The sequence below is a fragment of the Campylobacter sp. P0109 genome, from assembly GCF_002138755.1.
Taxonomy (GTDB): Bacteria; Campylobacterota; Campylobacteria; order Campylobacterales; family Campylobacteraceae; genus Campylobacter; species Campylobacter devanensis.
The window spans coordinates 237505-249658 of the sequence record NZ_MJKK01000001.1; the positions used below are offsets into that span (position 1 = coordinate 237505).

The 12154-nt window shown below is 31.9% G+C and carries 13 protein-coding genes; 7 read left to right on the top strand and 6 right to left on the bottom strand.

The window, feature by feature from the left end; genetic code table 11:
• The first annotated feature begins 179 nt into the window (after nt 1–179).
• The gene (locus CIGNP109_RS01225) at nt 180–1376 is read left to right on the top strand and encodes an MFS transporter (RefSeq protein WP_086227896.1); all 1197 of its coding nucleotides are present in this window, start codon (nt 180–182) and stop codon (nt 1374–1376) included.
• On the opposite strand, the gene CIGNP109_RS01230 is transcribed toward CIGNP109_RS01225, so the two are convergent.
• Together CIGNP109_RS01230 and CIGNP109_RS01235 are read right to left on the bottom strand one after the other, a co-directional pair.
• The gene (locus CIGNP109_RS01230) at nt 1361–2158 is read right to left on the bottom strand and encodes a CheR family methyltransferase (RefSeq protein ID WP_086227897.1); all 798 of its coding nucleotides are present in this window, start codon (nt 2156–2158) and stop codon (nt 1361–1363) included. The genes CIGNP109_RS01225 and CIGNP109_RS01230 overlap by 16 nt on opposite strands.
• Nucleotides 2155–2718, bottom strand: a complete 564-nt coding sequence (locus tag CIGNP109_RS01235; protein WP_086227150.1) for a CheB methylesterase domain-containing protein — start codon at nt 2716–2718, stop codon at nt 2155–2157. Before CIGNP109_RS01235 ends, CIGNP109_RS01230 begins: the two co-directional genes overlap by 4 nt.
• A gap of 114 nt (nt 2719–2832) precedes the next feature.
• Here CIGNP109_RS01235 and CIGNP109_RS01240 point away from each other — a divergent pair, with 114 nt between their 5' ends.
• The 6 genes from CIGNP109_RS01240 to CIGNP109_RS01265 all read left to right on the top strand — a co-directional run bounded on the left by CIGNP109_RS01240 (nt 2833) and on the right by CIGNP109_RS01265 (nt 8738).
• Nucleotides 2833–4671 (top strand): flagellar assembly protein A, encoded by a 1839-nt coding sequence (locus CIGNP109_RS01240; RefSeq protein ID WP_086227898.1) that lies wholly within the window; start codon nt 2833–2835, stop codon nt 4669–4671.
• Nucleotides 4668–5219 carry a Holliday junction branch migration protein RuvA gene (gene ruvA, locus CIGNP109_RS01245; RefSeq protein WP_086227899.1) on the top strand — a complete coding sequence of 184 codons (552 nt, stop codon included), beginning with the start codon at nt 4668–4670 and terminating at the stop codon, nt 5217–5219. The genes CIGNP109_RS01240 and ruvA overlap by 4 nt, the downstream gene beginning before the upstream one ends.
• Nucleotides 5220–5228: 9 nt before the next feature.
• The gene (locus tag CIGNP109_RS01250) at nt 5229–6266 is read left to right on the top strand and encodes a D-alanine--D-alanine ligase (protein ID WP_086227900.1); all 1038 of its coding nucleotides are present in this window, start codon (nt 5229–5231) and stop codon (nt 6264–6266) included.
• A gap of 99 nt (nt 6267–6365) precedes the next feature.
• The gene (locus CIGNP109_RS01255; protein WP_086224296.1) at nt 6366–6584 is read left to right on the top strand and encodes a prevent-host-death protein; all 219 of its coding nucleotides are present in this window, start codon (nt 6366–6368) and stop codon (nt 6582–6584) included.
• Nucleotide 6585: 1 nt separating this feature from the next.
• Nucleotides 6586–7317: an alpha/beta fold hydrolase gene (locus CIGNP109_RS01260; protein WP_086224297.1), complete on the top strand. Its 732-nt coding sequence runs from the start codon at nt 6586–6588 to the stop codon at nt 7315–7317.
• Complete coding sequence (locus CIGNP109_RS01265) at nt 7317–8738, top strand: Mur ligase family protein (protein WP_086227901.1); 1422 nt, start codon at nt 7317–7319, stop codon at nt 8736–8738. Before CIGNP109_RS01260 ends, CIGNP109_RS01265 begins: the two co-directional genes overlap by 1 nt.
• Before the next feature lie 7 nt (nt 8739–8745).
• Here CIGNP109_RS01265 and CIGNP109_RS01270 read toward each other — a convergent pair whose 3' ends face one another.
• The 4 genes from CIGNP109_RS01270 to CIGNP109_RS01285 are packed head-to-tail and all read right to left on the bottom strand — an operon-like array spanning nt 8746 to nt 12153.
• Nucleotides 8746–9408: a pilus assembly FimT family protein gene (locus CIGNP109_RS01270; protein WP_086224300.1), complete on the bottom strand. Its 663-nt coding sequence runs from the start codon at nt 9406–9408 to the stop codon at nt 8746–8748.
• Entirely contained in the window at nt 9396–10580 is a 1185-nt protein-coding gene (locus CIGNP109_RS01275) for a hypothetical protein (protein ID WP_180379997.1), read from the bottom strand. Before CIGNP109_RS01275 ends, CIGNP109_RS01270 begins: the two co-directional genes overlap by 13 nt.
• Nucleotides 10564–11706, bottom strand: a complete 1143-nt coding sequence (locus tag CIGNP109_RS01280) for an MFS transporter (protein WP_086227902.1) — start codon at nt 11704–11706, stop codon at nt 10564–10566. The genes CIGNP109_RS01275 and CIGNP109_RS01280 overlap by 17 nt, the downstream gene beginning before the upstream one ends.
• Before the next feature lie 3 nt (nt 11707–11709).
• Nucleotides 11710–12153 (bottom strand): phosphoribosyltransferase, encoded by a 444-nt coding sequence (locus CIGNP109_RS01285; protein WP_086227903.1) that lies wholly within the window; start codon nt 12151–12153, stop codon nt 11710–11712.
• Between the last annotated feature and the right edge of the window lies 1 nt (nt 12154).

The window sequence follows — 12154 nt, forward strand, 5'->3', positions numbered from 1 at the left end:
CAAAAACTGGCAAAATTCAAGCTTATTAAAATTGTAAAGAGAGCGTAATTAAAGAAAATCAAAACTTCTCTTGTTGTTTCATTAATGCTATTTACTGTATTTTATTATTTTTTTATTTGTAAATATGTATTATTGCGCTTTAAATTAAAGTGGTTAAATAATAAAAACAAGGTTGATAATTGAAAAAATATTATATTTTACTTCGATATAAGCCAAATTTAAGAATATTAAGTTCAGTGCAGTTTATATGTTATTTTGGTATGTGGTTTTCTCATACAGGGATTTTTGCTTTGCTTATTGAGCTTGATGCACCTGTGTGGGCTATTACTTTAGCTGCTGCAATGGCATTTATCCCAAATGTATTACTAGCACCAATAAATGGTGTTATTGTGGATAAATTTAGCCCTAAAAAATTAATGATGTTTATGCTTTTTATAGAGATTATTACTGTTTTTATGCTGATTTTTATAGATGATATTTCGTTGCTTTGGCTGCTTTTTATTATTATTTTTGTGCGGATGGGTGTTGGGGTTGTCTATTTTCAAACTGAGATGAGTCTACTACCAAATTTGATGACTAAAAAAAATTTAAAATTAGCTAATGAGATTCATTCTATCATTTGGGCAGTCTCGTATACTGCTGGAATGGGATTAGCTGGGATTTTTATCCACTATTTTGGGATAAAGGCGTCATTTTTGTTTGATTTTGGACTTTATATTGTGGGGTTAGGGCTTATTAGTAGGCTTAAAGCACCAGTAGTTATTAAAACAACTAGTCAAAATATTTTTAATATGATGAAAGATGGGCTAGGGTATATAAAGGCAAATCCAGTTTTAATGCATATAATATTTTTGCATTCATTTGTTGGGGTAACTGCGTATGATAATCTAGTAGCATTAATGGCAAAGTATCAGTATAAGGAGATTATGAGTATTTCTCTTATAATTGGTTTTATGAATATGACTAGGGCGATTTCTTTAGTAGTTGGGCCTATGATTTTGAGCAAATTTATAAATAATAAAACACTGATATGGTTATTTATTGGGGAATTTTTAGGTATTGGGTTGTGGGCTGTGTTGCAGTTTGATTATTATTTAGGGTTAATTGGACTGGTAGCGGCTGGATTTTGTACATCTACACTATGGTCATATACTTTTACAATGTTACAAAATAGCTGCGATAAGAGATTTTATGGTAGAGTAATAGCCTATAAGGATATGGTATATTATTTGGCATCTGCTACCATATCCTTTATGATTGGGATACTTTATGAAAGTGGTATAAGTTTAGCGATGATTACCTTTTTAATGGCAGTTATATTTTTATTTGGTGCTTTATATTATTTTATTATATATAGGCGTTATACCTTTTCATAGTATGTACCTGATAGATCTATTATTTTGTTATATAGATCGCAGTATGGTACCAAATCAGCACTACCAAAGTAAATTCGCCCATGTGGCTTTAAAATTTTGGCAAATCGCTCAATAGTTAAAAGTCGGTAATTCTCATCAAAATATATCATCATATTTCTAGATAAAATAATATCAAACTGCCCAAGTGCAAAGAGTGAATCATTAAATATATTTATAGTTTTAAATTCAATCATTGGCATTAGTTCTTGCTTAATTTTATAATCAGAATTGACTTTTTTAAAATATATCTCTTTTTGAGATTGCCTAATATTTTTGACTGATCGTTCGTTATAAATTCCCTCTTTGCATTTTTGAATCATATTAGAGTTTATATCAATTCCAGTGATTTTTAGGAGGTATTTATCAATTCCAATGGTTTTAGCTAAAATTCCAAGCGAATACACCTCTTCTCCGCTACTACATGGAGCGCATAAAATTTTAACTGTATTACCACTTATGCTTAGAGTATTGGCATATTGCATAGCTGAGTTTAGCTGGTTTAGCTCACGCATAAAATATGTCTCATTTATGGTTATTAAATTTAAAAGTTCTTGTCTAAAGATCTTATCATGCTGAAATTTGCCACACAAGGTATGCATACTATCTATCTTTTTATGTTTGGCAAAATGAGCTATTTTATTTTTTACAATCTCTTTTTTGCTTATTAAATCATTGCCGCTATATTTTTTAGTTAGCTCGATAAATTCTAAAAGATCATTAATACTGCATTCAAAGTCGCTCATATGATAAACCTTTGCAAATTTGTTCTAATCATATCTAAATTGGCAATTTCTAAATTTGGATTTATATCTTTAGCACGCCTAGGCATTCCATAAACTATAGCTGATTGCTCATTTTCTGCTATACATTTTGCACCAGCTTTATATAGTTCATTTAATCCACTAGCACCATCATCGCCAATGCCAGTTAGCAGTATTCCCATTACATCAATTACTTTGCAAATTGGTACAGCCGATTTAAATAACATATTTACATTTGGATTATATGTAGTAGTAATTCCGCTTTGATCAATATTTGCAGTTGGGATTTGAGAATTTAAAATAATGCTATTTTGCTCACAGATATAGATTTTGTTTTTTAGTGTTACTTTATTATTTAGCAACTCAACTTCTGAGTTTAGCTCTTGGCTAAGCCTATTAGCAAAAGAGCCAACAAAATTTTTACTCATATGTTGAGCGATAATAATGGAGGCATATGATGGCAAAGTAATACCAGTTAGAAGCTTTTTTAGATGACCTGGACCACCAGTGGATGCACCGATTAAAATTAGCTTTTGTTTCAAATTACACTCCAAAAATTAGATTTTAAAAGTATAATATATTTAGGCTTAAAAGCCGTTTTATCTTTTTTAGCTATAATTGCTAAATTTAAAAAAGTAATTCACAAGGTTTTATAGATGGTAGAAGATAGCAAGAACCCTTTTGATGATTTTAATGCCGTTTCTAGAAGTATGGGAGTACCGCCAGAATATTTAGATTTTGATATTTTAGAGATTTATACCAGCTATAAAAATAACCCACAAAGCGATATGGCTTTAGCTACTGATATGAGTATATTTGATGATGATGCATTTTTTGTCGATGAGAAGTTATTTATCATTCAATCTTATAAGGTTAAATTTTATGATATTAGAAAAGAGAGTAGGGCTCACCTACCTAAAATTAGCCTAGGAGCCAATCGAACTGGTACCAAGGTTGCTGTCACGATAAAAGAAGATACATTAGCAAAGTATACACCAACATTTGAAAAAGAACTAGTAAATGCAATATATAAAAAGATGCTAAAGGCTGGATTTTTAATCGGTATTAGAGATCATGGTTTTAGAAAAAAAATATCCAAATTAACCTCAATCTTAAGAATCAAAGAGATAATAGATAAATCTGAAACTATAGTAATTGCTACTGGAGTAGAACCAGAACCATCTACAGATGATAAGCTAATTAAATACTATAAAAATAATGGCAAAGAAGATACTGGTGATGATAAGACCAAAGGCAGAAGAGATATAGATAGGGGATTTTTACATAGTGTTTTAGAAGGCGATTTAATAATGGAATACCTAAAACCAATACGTGGTAAACATGGTAAAAATCTAAAAGGCCAAGTAATTCCAGTTGATGATCCAAAAACTACCCAAGAGGTTCAAATAACCGTTGGACCAAATATTAAAGTAGATGAGGTTGTAGATTGTATCAAATATATCGCTTTAAAAAGCGGTTATGTAAGTGAAGAGAATAATAAATTTGATATTAAAGAAGAATTAGATGTAAATGCGATAAATTTAAAATCAACCGGTTCGATTACTACTGATTTAGCATCTGATGTAAAGATAAATGTCAAGGAGAGCAATTACTTAAAAGATGCTATTGGTGCTGGAATGAAAGTTGAGACTACCGAAGTAAGAGCTAGTGGAAATGTAGGCCCTGATGCAGTTATAAAGGCTAAAACCGTAGTAATTGAGGGCAATACTCACGCCCAATCAAAGATATATGCGCAAAATGCAAATATCTCGTTACATATGGGATTTTTAGAGTGTGATGAGGCTCGCATAGATAGATTAGAAGGTGGCAAAGTGCGAGCCAAGGTAGTTCATCTAAATCGTGTTTTAGGCGGAGATATAGAAGCCGATGAGATATATATACAGACTTTGCACTCAAACTCAACGCTAAAAGCTTCAGCATTGATTAGTCTTGAAGAGTTAAAAGGTGATAATAATAAATTTATTGTTGATGTTAAGAATGTACTAAATGCAAATGGGGATATAACCGCTCATAGCGCAAGAATGAAAGTTTTAGAAGATGAATTAAAAGCACTTCCAAAAGAGCTTGAATTTAAAAGAAATATAATCGATAGTAATAAACATTCTATCAATATGATAAAAGAGCGCCTTATGCAAATGAGACAAGAAGGCACTACTCCACCAGCTGCATTTTTGAAAAAATTAAAAGATTTTCAAGGATTGGTAGCCGAGTATAATCAAATTTTAAAAAGCATAAATTCTAAGCAATCAGAATTAGCAACACTAAAAGATGAATTAGTAAGTATGGAGAGTATAATCTTTAATGCTAAAATTATAAATAGGGATCGTTGGACTGAGTTAAATGAGATTAAATTTAAACTTATTGAACCGCCAATTGATATAAAATACAGCACTAAAGAGAATGAGATTATTAGAGTAATGACTCTCAAAGCTGGCGTGAATGGATATGAGATAAAAAGGTCAAATGAGATATGATAAAGGCAATCGAAGGGTTAATTACAAAAAAAGAACCAACTCAGCTTTGGATAAAGTGCGCTGGAATCACGTATGGAGTAAATATATCTTTATTCACTAGTGCAGCTGTGCAAAAGGGAGAAAATATAGAGTTATATATTACGCAGATTATTAGAGAAGATGCAAATTTATTATATGGATTTTTAAAAGAGAGTGAACAAAGAATATTTGAACTGCTTTTAAAAGTTAATGGTATTGGTGCTTCTACTGCGATGGCGGTTTGTTCATCTCTTAATCCTGATGAATTTAGCGCTGCTGTTATAAATGGGGATGATGCTGCGCTAAAGCGAGTTCCAGGGATTGGACCAAAAACTGCTAGAACATTAATAGCCCAGTTGAGTGATGTAAAATTAGTCGAGATAAGTAGTGCTAGCAGTAGTAGTAGCGAGGCCTTTATGGCGCTAGAGAGTTTAGGCTTTAAGCGTGATAAAATAAGTGCTGCACTAGCTAAATGTACTAGCAATGATACGGCCTCTTTAATTAAAGAGGCGCTTAAAATATTGGCTTAAAGGATAGTGATGAATTATGGTATAGTTTTTGGTGGGGCAAGCTGGGAGCATGAGATTAGCATTGTTTCTGCTGTAGCAATCAAAAAAGCGCTAAAAGCAGATTTACAATTTATATTTGTTGATGCTAATAGAGAGTTTTATCTAATCAATCCAAGCGATATGAGAGCAAATTTTTTTAGCTCTCAAAAATATAAAAAATGTAAAAAACTCTATCTAAGGCATGGTGGATTTGTAACTCATGGAATATTTGGAGTTAAAGAAATTAGCGTAGATTGTTATATAAATTTAATCCATGGTTGTGATGGCGAAGATGGTAAAATAGCTGGAATGTTTGAGTTTTATTCACTTAAATTTATTGGCCCACGACTTGAGGCAAGTGTAATGAGCTACTCAAAGGTTTTGACTAAATTATTAGCACTAAAATGCGGAGTTAAAACTCTAGAATATGAGGTGATTAATAGGGATCAAAAGCCAAATTTACCATTACCATACATTCTAAAACCTTCCCATCTTGGCAGTAGTATTGGTGTAAGTGTGGTAAGCAATGAAAAAGAGCTTGATTATGCATTAGATGTTGGATTTGAATTTGATGGTGAGATTTTAGTTGAGCCGTTTATAGATGGAGTTAGGGAGTTTAATTTAGCCGGATTTAGAGTAGGGCAAAATCTCGAGCTATCTATTATAGAAGAGCCTAAAAAAGGCAAAATGCTAGATTTTGAGCAAAAATATATGAGCTTTGCAAGCTCAAGCTCAAATGAGGCTGATATTAGTAAAGAGCTAAAAGATAAGATTAAAGAAGCCTTTAGCAAGATTTATGTTGGCGGTGGATTTGATGGAGCGCTTATTAGATGTGATTTTTTTGTTATTGGCGATGAGGTTTATTTAAATGAGATTAACCCAAATCCGGGTAGTTTGGCTAACTATTTATTTAGCGACTTTAGCGCATCTTTAGCTAGACTTGCAAACAATATAAAAGTAGAGAAAAAAATCCCAATTGATTATAAATATATTCACTCGATTACTAGTAATAAGGGCAAATTAGCCTAATTTTAGAGCCTTGATTTAAGGCTCTAACTGCTTAATTCATCACTACTAAAGTTAAATTTATGTATAATTTTATGTATAATTCTACATAAAGGGGCATCGATGGCAAAGTTTAGCAAAGATGAAATTTATACTGCCACACAGATGGTGCGAAATTTTAGCTCGATTTTAAACGATATCTCACAGGCTAAAAAAAAGCGTGCCTTCATCGTCAAAAATAACCGCTTTGAAGCGGTGATGATAAATATGGAAGAGTATGAGCGTCTAAGCGAGGCCGTAACGCTGCTAGAAGCAATTTATAATAGAAAAAAAGAGAGCTAAAATGGCGATAAAAGAGATAGAATATAATGGATTAAAATATTCTCTAAGCTATGAAATAATAGGGCAAAATGGAGTTAAAAATATACTGATTTTGCACGGCTGGGGAGCAAATAAAGAGCTGATGAAAAGAGCATTTAGTAAATATTTGAATCAATTTAACTGTGTATATTTAGATCTACCTGGATTTGGGCTTAGTAGTACTTTAGAAGCACCACTTTGTACTAATGATTATGCTAATATCGTGAGCAAATTTATTCGTAGTTTAGGAATTGAGTTTGAGATAGTTATGGGTCATAGCTTTGGTGGAAAGATAGCAGCGCTGTTAAATCCAAGATATTTGATTTTGCTTAGTAGTGCTGGAATAATTAAACAAAAACGCTTTAGCGTGAGAGCAAAAATTGCTATTTTTAAGATTTTAAAGAGTATTGGATTGGGAAGATTTTGGCGAATTTTTGCTACAAAGGATATAAGTGGAATGAGTAAAATAATGTACGAGACGCTTAAAAATGTCGTAGATGAAGATTTTAGCGATATTTTTGCTAGTCTAAACAGTAACGCACTTATTTTTTGGGGGATTAGCGATGATGCTACGCCGCTTAGTAGCGGAGAGAATATAGCTAAATTAATAAAAAATAGTCAATTTTATTCGCTTGATGGTGATCATTTCTTTTTCTTGCAGCATAGTAAATACATTGCTAAAATCATAACTGAAACTACTAAAAAGGATCGATAATGATTATAGAATTAGTAATCTCAACTATTGCTAAATTTGGTTTTACTATGGCACTTGGATACTATTTAATTAGCGCTTTGCAGTGGTTTAGTTATAAAATTAAGCGAGTGATTTTTCACTATACTAAACCGATGTGGCATATATATTTTATCGTTTTACCGCTATTTATAATGGCGTTTTGCTGGCATTATGTCTATCAAATTTGCTTAGCAGTAATTTATATATCTCTTTTAGCTTTGTGGGCGTATCGATTGGATAAGAGGGTTGTAATGACTGCTAGAGTGAAGCGGTATTTTGCTTTTTTGATTGCTGGTTTTGTATTATTTACTCTTTGCCCATATAGCCAAAATGCTATTTATCATACAATTTTTAGTATTATTTTTTCATTGATTTTAAGTGGTTTGAGTGAAAAAATTATAGCTATTAGATACAAAAAAATCGCTAAGACAAAGCTAAATTCAATGAGTGATTTAAAAATTATTTTAGTAACGGCAAGTTTTGGCAAAACAAGTATTAAAAACTTTATCTATGATATAGCTAGCAAGGAGTTAAAAACTCATAAAACTCCACGGAGTGTAAATACATTGCTTGGAATTATTCGTGATATTAATGAAAATTTACCAAGTGATTGCCAGATTTATATTGTTGAGGCAGGGGCTAGGTTGCGCGGTGATATTGATGAGATTGTTAAATTTATAAATCCTCAGATTGTGGTGATTGGGCAGATCGGTGGGGCACATTTAGAGTATTTTGGCTCGCTTGATGAAGTAAGAACTGCTAAGCTTGAAGCATTAAATTCAAACCGTCTAGCTACTTGTATAGCTCATAGTTCTACAAATTTACAAGGCAAAGCAGTAATTTACGATGAACTAATTAGCGGGGTCAAAAGTAGTCTTGATGGGGTTGAGTTTGATATGAAATTAAATAATCAAAAGAGCCATTTTAGCGCTAAAGTACTTGGCGAATTTAATAGTTATAACCTTGGAGCTGCATTATTGGCCGCTAGTGCTGTTGGGGTTAAAAATTTAAGCTTAGATAACATAAAGAGTGTAGAACATAGGCTTCAAAGAATTGATGCTGGTGGCAAGATTATAATCGATGATAGTTTTAATGGAAATTTGCAAGGAATGATAGCAAGCTATAGATTGGTGAGTGAATTTAAGGGGCGTAAAATCTTGTTAACACCAGGAATTGTTGAGGGTGGAAGCGGAGTAAATCGCAAGCTTTCAAAGGTAATAAACGAAGTCTTTGATATTGTAGTAATAACAAGTGTGTTAAATGAGTCTGAGCTGGTTTTAGATTTAACTAGGCCTGAAGTGGTGCGTCTATTTGACAAATCTAAGATGAGTGAATTTTTAGCGCAACATACAATAAGTGGAGATTTGATTTTATTTAGTAATGATGCACCAAGTTTTATATAAATTTATTTTAATTGCTTTTACACTGGATTTGTGGCTTATCAATGCTAATTAATCCAGTGATTGGCTCAAGATTTATATATATACAGTTGCCATTTTGGTGAGTGAGGCGAATTTGGCATGTAGAGGTAATTAGATTATGCGTGGAGTTATTAGCACTTTTTGGATTACCTTTAAATGGTCGTCCAAGATTATCAAAACTAATTCTAGTTGAGCCACTTTGAGAACAACCACCTAAAAGCTCTACATCATTTAGGTTAAATTTTTCCATCAAATCTAGCTCATCAGTTGGATTAATGGTAGAGATTCCAGCGTGTGAGACTGATAAAACCTTAGCTGGATTTAGCGGATTTTTAGCAATTTCCTTTCCATCTGGACTTCCGCTATATCCTCCACTATCGCTAAAGATTGAATAATATAATACTTTTTTACCAGCAACTGTTTTAGTGAAGTAAATTTGCCATCTAGATTTAGTCCAATTTTTATCTTCTGGGTTAAATTTATCATCTGTGAGTGCTAAAAACTGCGTATATCTTATATGGCTAGCAACTTGATTTGCCGCTCGTGCTAGGTCATCATTTTTGAAATTTATGGTTGTAATTGAGAGTAAAACACCAATCACAACCATTACAATTACCAATTCAAATAGGCTAAAAGCTTTTATTTTTTGCATAGATAAAATTTAGCTATGGATTTATTAAATTTATATATTTTTATTTGTTCGCATGATTTTTTATAAGTAGTATCTAAATAATAGTTACCGCCCATTGGAATTCCATAAAATTTTAGCCTTAGAGCTAGATTTGGGTTGGTTGAAATAGCAGTAATTTGGCGATCTTTTAGAGCTTTTGCTAGCTCTTTTGCAATGTCATATTTATAGGCAAAGTGATTTTTAGGATTATCTAGAAAAATATATAAATATTGATGAAAAATAATAGCTAAACTATTTAGTGCTAATGTAACTAAAACAATAATACAAATCAACTTATAAAGTACTCTAAAACGTGGTAAGCGTGATCTATATGAACTAAAAAATGTTTTTACCATTGCTGGTACTAAAATCACACAAAATGGTAAAAATAATTCTAATTCTACACGTTGACGCATAGAAAGAAGCAAGCATACACCAAGGGCAGTTAGGCTAATAAACCATAAAAAACTTTTAATTTCTTTAATACAAATCCTATAAATCGTATATATAAAGTATATAAAAAGCAATGGTGAAAATACTGCAGCAAATACCGCTATTGAGTCTAGGAAATATCCACGTGGTTTTCCGCTAGATTCTAAACCATTTAAATAGTACCACGCTATGCAAAAAAATGCGCCAATTATGGCAAATTTTTTATCTCTGCTAAAAAGTCCAAATAGCATAATAGCCAGATAAAGTGCGATGAATGGTTTGCTAAAAAATAGACTCAAAGCCAGTATTAAGCTCATTAAGATATACATTTGTCGTTGCTGTAAAAATACTACAATAAGCGTAATAAATATCGCAATACTAGCTTGATTGATTATTAATGCACTAACTAGTACGCCAGGTAAAAACATATATAAAATTGCAGCTATCACGCAGTCGCTTTGGCGTTTTAGGATTCTTAGAGAAATGATGTAGATTAGTAGTGAGTTTGCAATATGAAGTGTTAAAAATAGACCACGGATTACTATCTCATTATCGCCAAAAATAGAGCTAATATAGCGTAATATAAAACCTAAATTTGAGTTACTATAATAAATTTGTGCTTCATAATAGCTAATGCTTAATCCGCTCATGCTAAAGATTAAAAGAGCTGAGTTTAAAGCTAGGGCTATAAAAAGCCAAAATAGATTAAGCCTTGATATCACGAATCACCAAAATAAAAAGTAATGAAATAAAGCTAATAACGCTAAGAAGCCATAAAAAGGCATTCCAGCCAAAAGGCATATAAATAAGTCCAGGGATAAAGCTACCAAGCGCTCCGCCAAAATAGTAAAAGCTTACATAAAGACCATTTGAGATTCCTTTATGTGTTGTAGCCATCTTATTTATAAATCCACTAGCAATAGAGTGGGCTATAAAATTTCCAAGGCAAAAGACTACCATTGCTACAAAAATAAGTCCAAAACTCTCGATCCTAAAAATTTGAATAGCAATGATAAGGGTTATGATTCCAGCTATTATAGCAGTTATTGGACTGCGAAATAGAGCTGTAATTTTTTTAGTATTAAACGCAACTAAAACACCAATTAAATAGCCAATATATAGCATTCCAGCCTTTGATGAATTATAGTTTTCATCAATTCTAGCTAGTTCAAATGGGATAAAGTTAAGCATCGCTTGAAATGTAAAAAATATCCCAAAAATCATTAAAAATATATAAAGATTATGACGAAGCTTTAGAGTATGGATTACATCTATTAAGTGTGGTTTTAGGTAGCTAGCTTTGATATTTTTGCTAAATTTAAGTAGTAAAATTGAAGCAAAAATAGCAACGCAGCCAATAATAAAGAAAAATGGTCTCCAGCCAAATATATCTGTAAAAAATCCACTTAATGCTCGCCCCATAAATCCACCAATAATAGTAACTCCAATATATATACCAATAGCACTTGCTACATTATCTTTTGATGAAATTTGGCTTATATAGCTCATTATTCCAGTTAGCACAGCAGGGATTAGCAACCCTTGAAATCCTCTAATATTTAATAATAAAAAGTATGAATTAGCAAAGCTAAAAATAATCTCGCTAATACCAAGAAGTAAAAACGCTACGACTAAGATATTTTTAATAGCAATTTTTTCAAGTAGATAGCCATAAAATATTCCAGCAAATGCTAGTGGAGTCATTATCGCAGTAGTAAATAGAGCAGCTTGAGTTTTAGATATACCAAGTTCATTTTCAAATATAGGACCAATTGGCTGGGTTGCATAAAGAATACATAGTGTAAGTCCTGTGCAAAAATAGTATAGTAAAATCTCAGCCCGTTTCATCATCTAATCCAAGCTCAAATCCCAAAAAAACTCAATCCAATCATCAGCTTCTTTGATAGTAAAATTAGGTAACATCAAAGCTTTTGGCTTATAAAATATAGTAGCTACAGCAATTTCTAAATTTGGATATAATCTACTGATCTCTTTTTTGATAGCTACCATAGATTCGCCACTATCGATAATATCATCTGTAATTAATACTCTTTTGAATTTGCTTAGATCTGGGATATTGTAGATTTTGATATTATCTAGCTTTGTAGTATTTTCATAATGTATAGAGTTTAGACTAAAGCAATCTCTAATATTAAGCGCATTTGCTAAAAAGTGAGCTAGAGTTAATCCACCTCTAGCAATACCTAAAATAACCTCTGGATTAAATTCATCTCTAGCTCTTTTAGCTAAAATTTTGGCATCATGTTTAAATGAGCTAAAATCATAATATGTCATA

Bases quoted from the DNA above. Each gene is read 5' to 3' on its own strand.
- CIGNP109_RS01240 (WP_086227898.1), top strand. From the start codon at position 2,833: ATGGTAGAAGATAGCAAGAACCCTTTTGATGATTTTAATGCCGTTTCT.
- ruvA (WP_086227899.1), top strand. From the start codon at position 4,668: ATGATAAAGGCAATCGAAGGGTTAATTACAAAAAAAGAACCAACTCAG.
- CIGNP109_RS01265 (WP_086227901.1), top strand. From the start codon at position 7,317: ATGATTATAGAATTAGTAATCTCAACTATTGCTAAATTTGGTTTTACT.
- CIGNP109_RS01285 (WP_086227903.1), bottom strand. From the start codon at position 12,153: ATGACATATTATGATTTTAGCTCATTTAAACATGATGCCAAAATTTTA.
- CIGNP109_RS01270 (WP_086224300.1), bottom strand. From the start codon at position 9,408: ATGCAAAAAATAAAAGCTTTTAGCCTATTTGAATTGGTAATTGTAATG.
- CIGNP109_RS01280 (WP_086227902.1), bottom strand. From the start codon at position 11,706: ATGAAACGGGCTGAGATTTTACTATACTATTTTTGCACAGGACTTACA.
- CIGNP109_RS01260 (WP_086224297.1), top strand. From the start codon at position 6,586: ATGGCGATAAAAGAGATAGAATATAATGGATTAAAATATTCTCTAAGC.
- CIGNP109_RS01250 (WP_086227900.1), top strand. From the start codon at position 5,229: ATGAATTATGGTATAGTTTTTGGTGGGGCAAGCTGGGAGCATGAGATT.
- CIGNP109_RS01255 (WP_086224296.1), top strand. From the start codon at position 6,366: ATGGCAAAGTTTAGCAAAGATGAAATTTATACTGCCACACAGATGGTG.
- CIGNP109_RS01230 (WP_086227897.1), bottom strand. From the start codon at position 2,158: ATGAGCGACTTTGAATGCAGTATTAATGATCTTTTAGAATTTATCGAG.